15 protein-coding genes are annotated in these 16,357 nt (G+C 39.1%); 6 read left to right on the plus strand and 9 right to left on the minus strand.

Features of this window, described 5'->3' with window-relative positions; all coding sequences use genetic code 11:
* Positions 1-2 precede the first annotated feature (2 nt).
* On the plus strand, positions 3-1,046 hold the full coding sequence (locus tag MTCD1_RS06130) for a glucokinase (RefSeq protein ID WP_057179827.1): 1,044 nt from the start codon (positions 3-5) through the stop codon (positions 1,044-1,046).
* 237 nt (positions 1,047-1,283) lie between these two features.
* The gene (locus MTCD1_RS06135) at positions 1,284-2,789 is read left to right on the plus strand and encodes an MFS transporter (RefSeq protein WP_057179826.1); all 1,506 of its coding nucleotides are present in this window, start codon (positions 1,284-1,286) and stop codon (positions 2,787-2,789) included.
* Between the two features lie 278 nt (positions 2,790-3,067).
* Here the strand turns inward: MTCD1_RS06135 and MTCD1_RS06140 are convergent, their stop codons facing one another.
* The 3 genes from MTCD1_RS06140 to efp all read right to left on the minus strand — a co-directional run bounded on the left by MTCD1_RS06140 (position 3,068) and on the right by efp (position 5,680).
* Positions 3,068-4,096, minus strand: a complete 1,029-nt coding sequence (locus MTCD1_RS06140) for a LacI family DNA-binding transcriptional regulator (RefSeq protein WP_057179825.1) — start codon at positions 4,094-4,096, stop codon at positions 3,068-3,070.
* A 273-nt stretch (positions 4,097-4,369) separates the two neighbouring features.
* A complete protein-coding gene (locus MTCD1_RS06145) occupies positions 4,370-5,035 on the minus strand; it encodes an outer membrane beta-barrel protein (RefSeq protein ID WP_231732961.1) in 666 nt (221 codons plus the stop codon).
* 69 nt (positions 5,036-5,104) lie between these two features.
* On the minus strand, positions 5,105-5,680 hold the full coding sequence (gene efp / locus MTCD1_RS06150) for an elongation factor P (RefSeq protein WP_057179823.1): 576 nt from the start codon (positions 5,678-5,680) through the stop codon (positions 5,105-5,107).
* A gap of 99 nt (positions 5,681-5,779) precedes the next feature.
* Between efp and epmB the strand changes: the two genes are divergently transcribed.
* Positions 5,780-6,820 (plus strand): EF-P beta-lysylation protein EpmB, encoded by a 1,041-nt coding sequence (epmB, locus tag MTCD1_RS06155; RefSeq protein ID WP_231732960.1) that lies wholly within the window; start codon positions 5,780-5,782, stop codon positions 6,818-6,820.
* Between the two features lie 39 nt (positions 6,821-6,859).
* Complete coding sequence (locus tag MTCD1_RS06160; protein ID WP_057179822.1) at positions 6,860-7,165, plus strand: hypothetical protein; 306 nt, start codon at positions 6,860-6,862, stop codon at positions 7,163-7,165.
* A gap of 14 nt (positions 7,166-7,179) precedes the next feature.
* Here MTCD1_RS06160 and MTCD1_RS06165 read toward each other — a convergent pair whose 3' ends face one another.
* The 6 genes from MTCD1_RS06165 to MTCD1_RS06190 all read right to left on the minus strand — a co-directional run bounded on the left by MTCD1_RS06165 (position 7,180) and on the right by MTCD1_RS06190 (position 14,009).
* Positions 7,180-8,835 carry a mechanosensitive ion channel family protein gene (locus MTCD1_RS06165; protein WP_057179821.1) on the minus strand — a complete coding sequence of 552 codons (1,656 nt, stop codon included), beginning with the start codon at positions 8,833-8,835 and terminating at the stop codon, positions 7,180-7,182.
* A gap of 139 nt (positions 8,836-8,974) precedes the next feature.
* A complete protein-coding gene (locus MTCD1_RS06170; protein ID WP_057179820.1) occupies positions 8,975-9,478 on the minus strand; it encodes a DUF3016 domain-containing protein in 504 nt (167 codons plus the stop codon).
* Between the two features lie 82 nt (positions 9,479-9,560).
* A complete protein-coding gene (locus MTCD1_RS06175; protein WP_057179819.1) occupies positions 9,561-10,127 on the minus strand; it encodes a DUF4136 domain-containing protein in 567 nt (188 codons plus the stop codon).
* Between the two features lie 1,055 nt (positions 10,128-11,182).
* Positions 11,183-12,823 carry a chaperonin GroEL gene (gene groL, locus MTCD1_RS06180; protein WP_057179818.1) on the minus strand — a complete coding sequence of 547 codons (1,641 nt, stop codon included), beginning with the start codon at positions 12,821-12,823 and terminating at the stop codon, positions 11,183-11,185.
* A 69-nt stretch (positions 12,824-12,892) separates the two neighbouring features.
* Positions 12,893-13,183, minus strand: a complete 291-nt coding sequence (locus MTCD1_RS06185) for a co-chaperone GroES (RefSeq protein ID WP_057179817.1) — start codon at positions 13,181-13,183, stop codon at positions 12,893-12,895.
* 307 nt (positions 13,184-13,490) lie between these two features.
* On the minus strand, positions 13,491-14,009 hold the full coding sequence (locus tag MTCD1_RS06190) for an FxsA family protein (protein WP_057179816.1): 519 nt from the start codon (positions 14,007-14,009) through the stop codon (positions 13,491-13,493).
* 144 nt (positions 14,010-14,153) lie between these two features.
* On the opposite strand from MTCD1_RS06190, the gene cutA reads away from it, so the two are divergent.
* Together cutA and MTCD1_RS06200 are read left to right on the plus strand one after the other, a co-directional pair.
* Entirely contained in the window at positions 14,154-14,465 is a 312-nt protein-coding gene (cutA, locus tag MTCD1_RS06195) for a divalent-cation tolerance protein CutA (protein ID WP_057179815.1), read from the plus strand.
* 5 nt (positions 14,466-14,470) lie between these two features.
* Positions 14,471-16,354, plus strand: coding sequence for a protein-disulfide reductase DsbD (locus MTCD1_RS06200; protein ID WP_057179814.1), 1,884 nt, complete (start codon positions 14,471-14,473; stop codon positions 16,352-16,354).
* Positions 16,355-16,357: the final 3 nt, after the last annotated feature.

The raw sequence follows: 16,357 nt of genomic DNA on the forward strand, positions 1-16,357 counted from the left end.
TAATGAAGACAAATTTATCTAACGAACACAAAAACACCATTAACCTGATTGCCGATATTGGCGGTACTAATATTCGCATAGCGCAAGTAACGACCCCCCCTAAGGCTAACCTTGCTGATGGTGATACCACTGACATTAATATCAGTGACATTGAAACGTATCAATGCAAAGAATTTGCTAGCTTAGCTAAAGTGCTTGCCCATTATATTGAGGTTAAAGCGTTGGCTAATTTTAGCATTAACGCTTGTTTTGCTATTGCTTGCCCAGTAGATAAAGATTTAATTAGCATGACTAATTTACCTTGGCAGTTCTCTCAAAAGGAACTGCAACAGGCACTGAAGCTCAATTCTTTAACTTTTATTAATGACTATACCGCCATAGCCATGGCGATTCCCCTGTTATCAGATAATCAAAAAGTAAAAATTGGTGGCGGTACCAGTGTTGCTGGTAAAACTATTACGGTATGCGGCCCAGGAACAGGCTTAGGGGTGGCTAATTTAATCCCTGTTAGTATGTCTGGAAAGAAGCAATGGCACTGTATTAGTGGTGAAGGTGGTCATATCGATTTTGCTGCGGTTAATGCAATTGAGCAGCAAGTGATGAACTTTATTCAAGGCATAAAAAATCGCGTTTCATACGAGCAATTATTGTCAGGTTATGGTTTAGAGCAAATATATCAGGCGTTATTATTTATTAATCAAGGCAAAGAGATGGCCACAGTGAACCATAAGCTTGCCGCGAAAGAAATTACCAGCAATGCTATTAACGGCAGTTGTGAACTCTGCCAACAAACCCTGACCCTCTTTTGTAATGTCCTTGGCAGCTTTGCCGGTAATCTCGCCTTGATAATGAATAGCCAAGGTGGTGTTTACATCGCGGGTGGTATAGTGCCGCGTTTTATTGATTATTTAAAAGCCAGTGATTTTAGAGCGCGTTTTGAGGCAAAGGGGCGGCTGTCATATATTACCGAGCAGGCCCCGACCTACATAATAACGGAAGAGCAGCCAGGTTTACTGGGTGCTGCCGCTTTTGTATTACAGAGCTAAGGTAATAACAGTTAAACATAATACTGAATACGTATGTAACCGCTAGTGGTTAGCCACTAAAATGCGTATATTAAAATGGTTGTTTTGGTTTTTATTGATCATTAAAACTTAAAAAATTTCAACACTCGCTTGTTTAATGCCTTATGGCTATTGCACATTATTATCGCCTTTATTTACCTTAATAATGTGCTTTTTTAAAGACAAGCGCCGCTACATATAACAATAAGAGTGCCCCAGATGAGCAATACCAGCGACATGAGTAATCAACTAAAGCAAAAGCAGCAAAAACCGCGTTTGAGCTTTTGGCAAATTTGGAATGTCAGTTTTGGCTTTCTTGGTGTGCAATTTGGTTTTGCCTTACAAAATGCTAATGCCAGTCGCATATTGTCAGACCTAGGTGCAGACTTACATTCTTTAGCCTTATTTTGGCTTGTTGCGCCTATTATGGGTTTGATTGTTCAACCAATAGTTGGCTCAGCTTCCGATAGAACCTGGAACAAATTAGGTCGTCGTAACCCTTATATTTTAGCCGGTGGTATTGCCGCCGCTATCGGCATGTTATTAATGCCAAACTCCGCCACCTTAGCGAGCTTTATCACACCATTATTCTTTGGCGCTATGATGCTTGCCTTAATGGATGCTTCTTTTAATTTAGCCTTTCAACCGTTTCGCGCTTTAGTTTCAGATATGGTGCCGGCAGAGCAGCGTAATGTTGGTTATTCGATCCAATCATTTTTAATTAATATTGGTGGCGTTTGTGGCTCTATTTTGCCTTTTGTTTTGACCAACGTCATGGGCTTAGAAAATACCGCTGAATCTGGTGCAGTTGCGCCCTCAGTAATTTGGGCCTTTTATATTGGCGCCTCAGTCATGTTAGGCTCGGTATTATGGACAGTGTTAAGAACCAAGGAATATGCCCCCGGCACCAATGGCTTAGCGCCATTAGAAAAAAATAATACCGAACGTTCACTTGGGGAAAAGTTATCCGCGTTTTTTGGCCTAATGAAAACCATGCCAACCACTATGAAACAACTCGCCTTAGTGCAATTTTTCTCATGGTTTGCTTTATTTATTATGTGGGTTTATACCATGCCCGCCATTGCTCAGCATATATGGGGTATCGAGGCTAAATGGTTTGATCCAACGTATTTAGACTCAATTGGTACTATTCCTGAACATATTGCGCAAGCAAAAGGTAGTGCCGGTGATTGGGTAGGTATTATTTTCGCTGCCTACATGTTCTTTGCTGCTATTTGGTCTGTCTTTATGGCCAAAGTGGCCAGTAAAATCGGCCGTAAACTAACCTACTCATTATCATTGTTAGCTGGTGGTATTGGTTATATCAGCATTATGTTTATCGAAAGTTCTGAGCCAACGCTAGTCAACTTAGTCATTACTGAAATTACCGTACCACAAGGTGCCGTCTCATTATTCTTGCCTATGATCGGCATTGGCATGGCTTGGGCAGCTATTTTAGCGATGCCTTACGCAATTTTAGCCGGCTCAATACCGGTGAAACAAACCGGTGTTTATATGGGCATATTCAACTTTACCATTGCCGCACCACAAATTGTTTCTGGCATTTTTGCCGGTTGGATTTTAACTGCAGTATTTGATAATCAAGCCATCTATATCATTATGCTTGCTGGTGGTTCGATGATTTTAGCAGCATTGTCGGTGTATTTTGTTAAAGAGGACACTGAACAAGAAGTTATTACTGGGCAAGAGAAGCTAGCTTCTTAGCCGATTAAACCTTTACTTTTTCGCACTCACCTTTAAGGTAAGTGCAGGGCTCTGTTGTCGTTAGGTGTTGGCGGTATCGTAACATATTGATTTTACGGTGAGTGTTGGTGATGTGATAAAAGCGAGCTTCACAAGCATGGATGCTTGTGCAGAGCCCCATGGATGGGTTTATGCGTCTTGCTTGTTTACTCACCAACACTGAACTACAACACAGCCGAGTGCAGTGTAATTCATTAATTGGATTATTAACTTATCGCTAGCTAATGAGCACTAACTAGCTAGAGCTCATTACCACAAGATTTTCGGATTACTAATTCTGGTGGGATCAAGGTGGTTTTCACCTCTTCACCACTAATCAAATCCAGTAAAGTTCCCACTAATAACTCACCTGCCAATTGGGTATCTTGTTTTACTGTTGTTAACGCTGGAAAGGTAAAACTGGCCACAGCGATATCATCAAAACCAACCAGTGCTACTTGCTCAGGGATACTAATACCATGCTCTTGCAATGCCCGCATGGCACCAATAGCAATAAGATCACAAGCGGCACAAATAGCATCAAAGGGCTCACCACCGGCGATTAATTTACATGCCGCTTGATAGCCGGCCTCTTCGGTGTATAAAGCATTAAACTGCAAAGCTTGATTAACAACTAGACCATTATCTTTTAACGACTGACAATGGCCTTTATAACGGTCAAAAAACTCAGGCGCATGACTTGAAGCACTGCCTAAGAAAGCCAGTTTAGTACGGCCTTTTTTAATGAGATGTTCAGTCATCTCTATACCGCCTTGATGGTTATCACAACCAATCGAAATAAGCGGTAAGTTTTTAACTTCGGCGCCCCAACGGACAAAGTGTGTACCCTGATCTAACAACTTAATTAACTTCTCTTCATAGTCAACATAGTCGCCATAGCCTAATAAAATTAGACCATCGGCTTTATTACTATCTTCAAAATCAGCATGCCAATCGTCACTTGCCTGTTGAAAAGACACTAACAAGTCATAACCTTTTTTTGCACAAGCACGGGTGATGCTGCCTAACATAGATAAGAAGAACGGGTTGATGTCTGAATCATCATTGGTGGGATCGGCAAATAATAACAAAGCAATGGTATCACTTTGCTGAGAACGTAAATTACTAGCATTTTTATCAACCTTGTAATTTAACTCTTTGGCGATGGCTTGAATTTTCTCTCGTGTTGCCTCATTAACTAGTGGGCTATTTCGCAAAGCTCTTGAGACAGTGGATTGAGAAACCCCTGCCTTATAAGCGATATCAAATGACGTTGCTTTTTCTTTCACATGACCTTCTTAAAAAGTAAAATAACAAGAATAAAACTTAGTAATACCATACCTGAGCGACTGTCTTATGTATAGCCAGCAGCAAAGTAAAATGAATTAACTCACTGACAAACTTGTTAATTATTTAACCGCTAAATTTTTACAGGCAATAAAAAACCCAGTAAACAATAATGCTGCTTGCTGGGTTGCTTTACTATCAAATAACTAACGAGTAATTATCAAATAGTTAACGAATAACGATAATGTTTATACGTATCTCTGCGCTTATATTATTTAGAAGATTGAGCCGATTTCTAAGTGATATGAGCCGATGCTGGCATCGTCTGAATGACTAAAGTCAATCCAAGCTTGTTTGTAACTGGCACGAAAAAACAAACTGTTATCTAACTCATAACGAAACCCTACGGCAACATTATAGGAAAAACGAGTATCGTTGAAAGTATTTTGATAACTATCACAAACATAACCCCACCACGGATCCCACCAACAAACTGAGCCAGGTGGTCCATCGGCAATATTACTATCAACATAAGTCCAACCAGCACCCACTTGCACATAAGGGGTAAACTGTGCGGCAAACACACTATAAACGACATTAAACTGACTTTCTAACAAGTCCATTTTGTGGTTTATTTGATGACTACTACCATTATCAGCATCAATTAGAGTGGCCTGGTAACTTGGCGTTGATGAGGAAAAATCAAAGTTAAACAAAATATGCGGGTTTAAATTATAGCCTAGGGTAAAACCCCAACCATAATCACTCTCCATAGCAGTTTTTGAACCATTTTGACCATCAATATCAGTTGCCTGATTATTGAGTATTTTAAAACTCGCTTCCCACTTGTCACTACGCTTAGTGTACTTAGCGTTGGCATCAACACTTAACATACTAACCAAAAAGCCAAGTAGACAACTCAATAGTATGGTCTTTGACATTAACACCTTGTTAAAAAACATCATTATTCCTTTAACTTAATTTTCGTTGATAGAATTAATCGTATAAACTTATTGAGCTTTACTTGCGCGGGATACATAGTCGCCCGAGCGTGTATCAATGCGCACTTTCTCACCAATTTGCACAAACAAAGGTACACGCACAACCGCGCCGGTTGCTAATGTTGCCGGTTTACCACCCGTACCTGCGGTATCACCTTTTAGGCCGGGGTCTGTTTCGGTAATATCAATTTCGACAAAATTAGGTGGCGTTACTGTGATTGGTGTGCCATTCCATAAGGTGATGGTACAAACGTCACCTTCAACTAACCACTTAACCGTATCAGCGACTGCTTTTTCATCAGCGCCAATTTGCTCAAAGGTTTCATTATTCATAAAGTGCCAGAATTCACCATCAGCATATAAATAGGCTAATTCAATATCCATGACATCAGCGATTTCAACCGTCTCTCCTGATTTGAAGGTTTTCTCTAACACTTTACCTGAGATGAGTTTACGAATTTTAACGCGGCTAAAGGCTTGGCCTTTACCCGGTTTTACTAATTCATTTTCAAGGATGTTACAAGGTTCGCCATCAAGCATGATTTTAAGTCCAGTTTTGAACTGATTGGTACTGATATTAGCCATAGTAAGAAGTGCTCTTTTATTGATTACTTAGTTATTTATTTGATCTTCACTAGTCTATAACCGTTATAATGGCAGCAGTAGCTAGTAAGAGATGTTCAATTGAAATTAGAATTGCCGCAGATAATAACCCAAATTGATCACGATTTGCATCTTTGTGATGAAAAATCATGGCAAAAAGACTTGCGTGAGGTAGTGACCGAGCCCGAACAACTATTAGCCTTAGTTAATATTGCCCCTGATGACTATTTACAACATTTCAAAGCACGGAGTTTATTTCCTGTGCGTGTGCCGCTGCCCTTTATTAAGCGCATGAAAAAAGGCGACTTTAACGATCCGCTACTAAAACAAGTCATGCCATTATCCACAGAATTTTCACTCACTGAGGGCTACTCTGCTGATCCCTTATTTGAACATGATACCGTCGCCGAAGGCTTATTGCATAAATACCAGAACCGGGTATTGATGATAGTAAAATCGGCATGTGCGATTAATTGTCGCTATTGCTTTCGTCGTCATTTTCCTTATCAAGATAACAGCCCTAATAAAAAGCGTTGGCAAAGTGCCCTGGATTATATTGCTGCCCATAATGAAATCAGCGAAGTTATTTTTAGTGGTGGCGATCCCTTGATGGCTAACGACAATCACTTGGCTTGGCTGGTTGAGCAAATAGAACACATTCCCCATGTGACACGTTTGCGTATTCATACTCGCTTGCCCGTAGTAATACCTAACCGCATCACAGCAAGCCTTGTTGCCCTGTTAAAAAATTCACGCTTAAAAGCCACTATGGTGTTGCATATCAATCACCCGAATGAAATTAATGATGAGTTAATCGCGGCACTTGAACCGCTGCGCGCAGCGCGTATTCCACTCTTTAACCAAAGTGTGCTGTTACGTGGGGTAAATGATGATGCTGAGATCTTAAGTAACTTAAGCGAAGTGCTGTTTGATGCTGGCATTCAACCCTACTATTTGCACCTTTTTGATGCGGTGCAAGGCGCTGCTCACTTTGATGTTAGTGAGACAAATGCCGTAGCAATAGTTAAAGAGATGCTGGCTCGCTTACCTGGCTTCTTAATGCCTAAGTTAGTACGAGAAATTGCTGGTCAAGCTAACAAAACGCCAATCAATCTGGCATAATTGACAAAATAAAGAACAATCCTCAAAGTAAGAAGTGTTATGACTAAAGCAATTGAACAACAACTTATTGAAAATATTTCAGTGATTTTAAAAAGATCGTTAACCGCTGATGCCACCTTAGCCGATTTACGTGAAAAAAAGAAAGCCAGCTTTAAAGCTATTTTTACTGCCGATGCTAGCTTTACCTGTTCAGCCAACACCTTCCAACCCTATGTTGAAGAAATAGCCGATGATCTTTTACAGTGGCAAGCCAGTAAAGAGCAAGGGCCATTAATTGCCTTAGTTAAAAAGATAGAGCAGCTATTCACAGTTCTAGCTAACTTTGAGCAAAGCTACATTCAATAACTTAAGCAGGTCAATTACTCAGCAACTCTTTCTGCCATCACTTGTACTTTACAATCATGTTCGTTCAGTAAAGCGAGAATATTCAGATTGAGTTGATTGATTTCATCAAGATAAACATCAAAGTCTGTGGTTTTAACATAAGCCAAAATATCCAATTCTAAGCCATATATAGTATAGGCTTTAAAATGACTGCGCAGCGGCGATGCGGCAATCATATCTGTTGAATTGAACATAGCCCTAATGGCCACCAGTAAACTCTCAATATTTTCTTTTGACGTACTTGGTGCTAAGAATATCTTAGGTCGAAAAACTATTTTTTCTCGCTCGGCATAGTTTTCAATGTTCATATCAATAAATTTTGCATTAGCGACATAAATAACCGTTCGTTCTAATGTTCGAATACGAGTAGAGCGTAAACCTATTTCTTCAACCACACCAAAACTGTTACCAAAACGGCAAAAGTCACCAATCTTAACCGGTGCCGATGTATATAAGGTAATAGCACCAATAATATTTTCTATGGTTTTTTGCGCAGCCAGTGCAATAGCTAAACCACCAATACCTAAGCCAGCCAATAAGGTAGAAGCATTAAAACCCAGATTTTCCAACCAGTTCAAACTAGCAATACTAAATATAATGATCTTTATTACTGTGCCAGCCGGTCTTAACAAATACACCGCTAACGGTTTTTCTTGAGCAATAAATTTTTCTGCCAATATTATTTTCATTAAATCAATAAAACGAAAACAGACCCAGGACCAAGCAATAATTAATAAAGTACTGCCTTCAGTCACCGCTCGAACGGCAATAGTAACATTGGCTTCATCACTAAAACTACGGGCAAAAATCACCGCGATTAATAATGCTACCGGCTCTTTAATAAACCGTAAAACGTCTTCAGAGACCTTATGATAAACACGTTTGATACTAAAAGCTGTCAGCCAGGTAAAGGCTTTGGCAATAAGGTAATATATCAATATCATCAAGGTGAAATATAACCATTGCCAGAGCATGACGCCAAAGAGGTCTATTGATGGTAATTTTTTGGCTAAGAACTCTCCCAGAGGAGAATAAGAATAACGCTTAAATAAGCGTGGGATTTTCTCAACCGTGGCATTTGATATTTTCCAAATTCTCACTTTATCTGTTGCTCGAGGAATGCGCTGTAATAAAATATCAACCGTATTACCTTGGTAATCAACTTGCCCTACCAGTTCTCTATACGAGGGTAGGTTGTCATTTTTTCGTCCCTCTTTTCGGGCACTGATACTATTGAGATCGACCCATAAGGTTCGGTTTAACACTACGGCTAATTGTCTCGCCAATTCTTCTTTACCAACACTTAAGGTTTTTTCTGACAGGTTGCGATAATCTAAATAATGTGTCGCTAAGGCTAGATCACCCGCACGCATTGCACGTAAATATCCGGCCATAGCACTGCGAGGTTGACCGCGTTCATATTTATCTTGCGGCACATCATATTCATCTGGCTGTAAGCTTTGTTGTGATTTTTCTTTGCTATCAAGCATGCTTTTAATGGATAGTACTTCACCATTATTACTTGCTGGCTGGGCGCTCAATACCTTTGGGCTGATGAGAAGTATAAATAAGAGCATGATAAGGGTAACTGGAGAAGGGTAAAAAATAGTAGTCTGTTGAGTGGGCTTCATTGCGCCTTTTCCTTGCGATAACATAAAGTAACAGGCAAAGATAATAACTTAATTACTTAATCACTTCAGGGGAAAATACAATTTTAGGCAATAAAAAAGTCACCGTAGTGACTTTTAATTTAGTAGTTTTTCTCAAGTACTATTTTTTTACCCGCAAGTCTTTAAAGGTTTTATCAAACCAGACATCGAGCATCTTCTTCTCATAACCCAAGGATTTATGACGATATTTCAAGTTACTACCTGACATAAAGTTCATGTCTTTAAGTACCACTTCATCCGATTGAACTAGCTTGCCATCGGCATCAAGCAGTTGATAAGAAAAGTTCATTCGTGGGCTATAAATCTGCTTAACAATACGGGTTCTATGTATGCCCGCGGCATTAGTATCGCCAGCAAGGTCAACATCTGTGACATCAATTTTAAGTACTTGCCCCTCAGGCAAGGTTGCCGCTAATTTAGCAAAGTGCTTTTCAAAATCTCGAAAGATACGCTCTCTAAATGACTTACGGTTTTCATTACCGGCATTAATATCACGATAGCTTTTATAATCAGTCCAGGTTACTTCACTACTTGCCGCAAATGCGCCAGGCGCCATTAATAATGTTGAAATCAACAGTGTAACCATATAAGTAAATTGTTTCATATGCCATCCTCTTATTAAATGTTCAACTTTAGTAAAACAAAAAAAACGGGTGTAAACCGTGTGAATTTGCTACCGGTAGGTGTTAATTTGTAGCGTAGAACTGTTTCATCACACGGCTAACAATAGCTGCAGTACGATATATTTTTTGTGCTTCATTACTATCTTCATGAACAAAGCCTTGTACTGCACCTCGCCAAACTTTTTTACCCGTGCGAGCATCTTCGATATAAATCAAAAAACTACCTTTTTTCAAACCATCACGGCCCGGTAAACCTGGCGTAATACCAAATTCATGATTGATGGTTTCATCTGATAAATCACTGGCTAAGGCAACACCAAAACCAACATAGAAAGTAGAGTTTTGGGCATTGCGGGTATTGTAAAAACCATGCTTCATTAAATCGCTAATAATAGCATCAGCATAAAGCTTATATACTGCTTGGGTCTGCTCAGCTTTTAATGAAGTTGCTTTGACATACTTAGGCGCTAAAGAAAACGTACTGCCTGGCGAATAAGAAATAGGTATATCTCGCACACTTGAGATGGCCAATTGATTTCTATTCACTTGTGGCTCTGGAGGTACAGTCACACAAGCACTTACCAATAAGCTGCTAAAAAGGGCAATGGTTAAACTAATATTTTTCTTCATTATTCAATCCTATAAATATCTATTAACGCTTCAATACTGACTTAATTCTATAATTAAGTATATAAATACATTAAATTAAATTCTGTTACCGATTGTAATTTAAATAATCTATTAAGAACCGATACAAGCCACGTCAGCATTACCTTAGTGCAAAACTTTTATAGATTAAATATGCCGGAATTTCATGCTAAAAGAGAAAATAACTATGAACAAACGTCATAGAAATACAACGTTCAATGCTTAAACTGATTAACAATGTTTTAACCTTGGAGGTCGCCGCAATGGCCACCGTTTTTCAGGATAATTGCACCAAGGCAATCCTGCTCTTATGGCAAAGCTGGAGCAATTAGCACTACTGGCACAAGACGAATTTTATATTGAAATATCAATTGATAAAATACTTGTTCAAGCAGATTAGCGTCAGTTAGTCATGAGTGAATGACTCAACTTGGCCATCAAGGTATTAACCAAATAACGGCTTGCTTAACCCCTATAGCAGAGCAGTCAACACTTGAGGAAAGCTCAGCAATAACGACAGGAAGCCAGCAGACGACTGCCAGCATTAAAGCTCACAGAAGTGAGCTTTAGTACTATAAGCAATAAAATTCTTTATGCGCAGGATAAATTGTTTAGTACCAGGCGCTTTATGGTGACGTTTTGTGTTTCTTAAACAAGTAACAAAGCAACGCCGTCATTTACACTTAAGTTAGCTAAATACAATCGTAGAAAGCAAAAATCTCACCGAAGTGAGCTTTAGTACTATAAGCAATAGAATGCTTTATGCGCAGGATAAATTGTTTAGTTCAAGGCGCTTTATGGTGACGTTTAGTTTTTCTTAAACGAGTAACAAAGCAACGCCGTAATTTACAATTAAGTTAGCTAAATACAATCGTAGAAAGTAAAAAGCTCACCGAAGTGAGCTTTAGTACTATAAGCAATAAAATGCTTTATGCGCAGGATAAATTGTTTAGTTCAAGGCGCTTTATGGTGACGTTTAGTTTTTCTTAAACGAGCTATAAAGCAACGATGAAATTAACAATTTAGACCAGCATAAATTACATCATGCCGCCCATGCCGCCCATACCACCCATATCAGGCATTGCAGGAGAACTATCTTTGGTTGGTGCATCAGTGATCATAGCTTCAGTAGTTAACATTAAGCCTGCAACCGAAGCAGCAAACTGTAGCGCACTACGAGTTACTTTAGTCGGGTCTAAAATACCCATTTCTAACATATCGCCATAAGTGCTGTTACCGGCATTGTAACCAAAGTTACCTTTACCTTTACGCACTTCATTAAGTACCACTGAAGGCTCATCACCACAGTTAGCAACGATTTGACGAAGAGGAGCTTCCATCGCACGAATAACAACATTAATACCATGTGTTTGATCTTCGTTAGCGCCTTCTAAATCTTTAATTGCTTGAGCTACACGAACAAAAGCAACACCGCCACCAGCAACTACGCCTTCTTCAACGGCAGCACGAGTAGCACTCAGTGCATCTTCAACACGCGCTTTTTTCTCTTTCATTTCGATTTCAGTCGCTGCGCCAATTTTAATAACCGCAACACCGCCGGCTAATTTAGCTAAACGTTCTTGTAATTTTTCTTTATCGTAATCTGAAGATGAATCTTCAATTTGACCACGAATTTGATCAACACGTGCTTTAATATCAGCTTGATCACCAATACCATCAATGATGATAGTGGTATCTTTAGTGATAACAACACGTTTAGCTTGACCTAAGTCTTCTAAGGTTGCTTTTTCAAGTTCTAAACCAATTTCTTCAGAAATCACTGTACCGCCAGTTAATGTGGCGACATCTTGTAACATCGACTTACGACGGTCACCAAAACCTGGCGCTTTAACTGCGGCAACTTTAACAATGCCACGCATGTTGTTAACCACTAAAGTAGCTAAGGCTTCGCCTTCAACATCTTCAGCAATAATAAGTAATGGCTTACCTGATTTAGCTACAGCTTCTAACGTCGTTAATAATTCACGGATGTTAGAGATTTTTTTATCAACTAATAAAATGAAAGGGTTTTCTAATTCAACACTACCGTTTTCTTGGTTGTTGATGAAATAAGGTGATAAATAACCACGGTCAAATTGCATACCTTCAACAACATCTAGCTCATCAGTTAAGGCTTGGCCTTCTTCAACCGTGATAACGCCTTCAGCACCTACTTTTTCCATAGCGGTAGCAATGATTTTACCAACAGTTTCATCAGAGTTAGCTGAAATTGTACCAACTTGCTCAATGGCTTTATTGTCAGTGCAATCTTGAGATAATTTTTTAAGCTCGGCAACTGCGGCGATAACCGCTTTGTCGATACCACGTTTAAGATCCATTGGGTTCATGCCCGCAGCAATAGATTTTAAACCTTCGTTAACAATAGCTTGCGCTAAAACAGTAGCAGTAGTAGTACCGTCACCCGCTTCATCGTTAGCTTTAGACGCAACTTCTTTTAACATTTGCGCGCCCATGTTTTCAAATTTATCTTCTAATTCAATTTCTTTCGCAACAGTTACACCGTCTTTAGTGATCATTGGACCACCAAACGATTTATCTAACACAACATTACGGCCTTTAGGACCTAACGTTACTTTTACCGCGTCAGCTAAAATATTGACACCACGTAACATTTTTGCACGTGCATCATTACCAAATACAATTTCTTTTGCAGCCATTATCTTTTCCTATTAATTTGTTGGGATGGAGCCAAAATTATGCTCAACATCAAGTTAAAAATTAGTGAATTATTCAACAATCGCTAAAATGTCAGATTCATTTAAAATAAGAACTTCTTCACCATCAATTTTTTCAGTTTTAACGCCATAACCTTCACTGAAGATCACGTTATCGCCAACTTTAACGTCTAAAGCACGAACTTCACCGTTATCTAAAATACGACCATTTCCTACGGCAATAACTTCACCACGGGTAGATTTTTCTGCTGCACTACCAGTTAAAACAATACCGCCAGCTGATTTTGATTCTGCATCTTTACGTTTAATAATTACACGATCGTGTAGTGGACGAATAGCCATTTTTTTTCTCCTAAATGATGTCTGTTGTATAAAGTAGTGATTAAATGACTAACAGGCATTTAACACCAATCTTTGTTGCTAATAGTAATGGGGATAAAATAAATCTTCACAAGCCCTAAGAGAAAAAACTTTAGTCTGCTAAATCTATCCAATACCCTTTTCATTGATTAATTTTACCTAATTCACTGCGGGTCATTTATCACCTCAAAGCGCTTGCTTGGGTAATCGTGAACGATTGACAGTGAAAGTACTAATATATTGGTTCTTTAGACCCGTGCAAAGTGCTTAGGTAATGGGTTTGCTCTCACTAATCTTTACGCTTGAACTCACCTTCTAAAGTCTCGCCTTGATGATGTGAAAGCGGATCATTGGCTGAAGTTCTAGACGAAGTAAATGGCCCACTGGTATTTTCATGTTGATAGACATTGCCCGATGCGCCGTGATGGAATGCTGCGCCTGCGCCAAACTGATTAACCTTGATATGCTGTTGTACTTTATTGGCTATAGCGTTACGTACACTAGGTACCAGTAACGATAAGCCGAAAATATCGGTAACAAAGCCAGGTGTTACTAATAAAACACCGGCCACTAATAACATTAAGCCTGTGACAATTTCTTCCGAGGGCATTTCACCTTGTGCCATTTTAGTTTGTACTGACTGTAACGTTACCAAGCCTTGTTGACGGACATATTTAGCCCCTAACCAAGCAGTTAAAATAACAATGGCAATGGTTGGCCAAATGCCAAGTAAGGCACCCACTTGCATAATTACCGCTATTTCGATAACAGGGATAATGATAAACAGCACAAATAATAGTTGAAACATAATAATTCCTTATTTCCTATGAAACTTATATTGGGCTCAACAGGTCTTTTTCAAGGACAGTGAATGAGTATAAATATTAACCCTAAGTTTTCCTTAATACTCAGGGTATACTATCAACAAGATTGCAGGAATTAGGTAACAAAATTGTATCAATTAGTATTAACAACGTGCCCAAATGAAACCGTAGCCAAAAATATTGCTCAGCAATTAGTTACAGAAAAACTTGCTGCCTGCGTTAATATTATCCCTAACATCACCTCAGTATATTATTGGCAAGGCGAATTGCAATGTGATAATGAAGTGCAATTGCTGATAAAAACCGATGAAAACACTTTCGCCGCCTTAAACAAACGAATTAATCAATTACACCCGTATGACGTGGTGGAAGTTATTGCCTTGAATATCCAGCAAGGTGATAAGCATTATTTAAACTGGATCTCCAATTCTTTGAAGTAGACTGAATGAAAAATTTACTTTCCCTATGCTTAATTATATTAACAACCTTTACGATTCTTCCGGCGGTAGCGCAAGAGAAACAATCAATTTTTGATATATCTAACACTAGCTTGTTTAGTAATGATGATGAATTCTTAAGAGTAGACCAAGCATTCACCTTTAACTTTTATCAAAAAAATAACCAGTTAGAAGTTAGCTTTGATATAGCTCCTGGCTATTACCTTTACCGTCATCAATTTAAGTTTAAGGGTGAAAATATTACCTTTACTCCGGTTGAGTTACCTGAAGGCATAGACCATGAAGATGAATTTTTTGGTATTCAAAAAGTATTTATTAAACACTTAAGCTTCATCATAAATCTTGAACAGGTCTCAAGTAATGGCAGTATCAAAATCACCTATCAAGGTTGTGCGGAAAAAGGCCTATGTTATGCCCCCACCAGTAAGGTAGTAGAATTAAGTAAAATAAGTTCATTTGATAACGCCCCCGTATTTTCATCCTTACTTAGCACAAGTGACAATAGCGCAAATACTAGTACTGGAAATAACAATAATAAGACTCAGCTAAAGCAAGGTGAAGTTCAACAAAGTGAGCAACATCAGCTGGTCGATATGCTCAAGCAAGAAAGTTTGTTATTAACGCTTTTAGCTTTTTTTGTCGGCGGCTTATTGTTGTCATTTACGCCTTGTGTGTTTCCTATGTACCCTATTTTAACAGGGATTATTGTTGGCCAAAGTAAAAAAGGCACCCCCTTAACCACGAAGAAAGCGTTTACCTTATCTTTTGTTTACGTACAAGGTATGGCGGTAACGTATACCTTGCTCGGTATTGTCGTTGCTTTAGCAGGAGCCAAGTTTCAAGCGGTATTTCAACACCCTATCGTACTGATTAGTTTAAGTGTTTTATTTATTTTCCTAGCCCTCTCTATGTTTGGTCTGTTTAATTTAGCCTTACCTGCTAGTTGGCAAAACAAGCTTAATGCCATGAGTAACCAACAAAAAGGTGGCTCCTATGCCGGTGTGTTAATGATGGGCGTGATCTCAGGACTGGTCGCCTCACCATGTACTACCGCACCTTTAACAGGGGCATTGTTGTATATTTCACAAACAGGTGATGTCGTCCTTGGCGCCTCTGCTTTATATGCGCTGAGTTTGGGCATGGGTCTACCCTTATTAGTACTAGGCAGCTCTGGCGGCAAGTTATTACCAAAAGCGGGAGCCTGGATGAATATCATTAAGAATATCTTCGGCTTACTATTGTTAGCCGTCCCGATATTTTTACTTGAGCGATTTATTCCAGAAGTTGCTAGCCAAGCGCTATGGGCATTATTGCTATTAGTCAGTGCTAGTTATTTCTATGTTGCCAACCAAAATCATGCGGCAACGCAAAAAAATCAGCAAGAAAAAGGTTTCTGGTACGGCTTGCGTTCTTTAGTTATTTTCTTAATGTTGTTTTTTGGCGCTAATATGGCCTACCAACTAGTCTATCCAAACACTAGTACTGTTAGCAATGGTGCTCAGCATGCTAGTTTTAAACAAGTAACGTCTTTGGCGCAACTGCAAAACGAAGTAAAAAATGCTAATCAACAAGGTAAGACTGTGATGGTAGATTTGTACGCGGATTGGTGCATTGCCTGTAAGGAGTTTGAAAAGTATACCTTTACTGATAGCCAGGTCCAACAAGCGCTAAGTAATAGTGTTTGGTTACAGATTGATATGACTGACTTTGATTCTAGCAATAATGCCGAGCTTGTTCAGCATTATACTATCCTAGGCTTACCCTCCATTTTGTTTTTTGATTTACAAGGCAAGGAATTAACCAAGCAGCGCACCACCGGCTTTATAAATGCCACTGAGTTTACTGCTCACATTCAAACAATATTTAAATAGTTA

Source organism: Colwellia marinimaniae, assembly GCF_002207865.1.
Classification (GTDB): Bacteria; Pseudomonadota; Gammaproteobacteria; order Enterobacterales; family Alteromonadaceae; genus Colwellia; species Colwellia marinimaniae.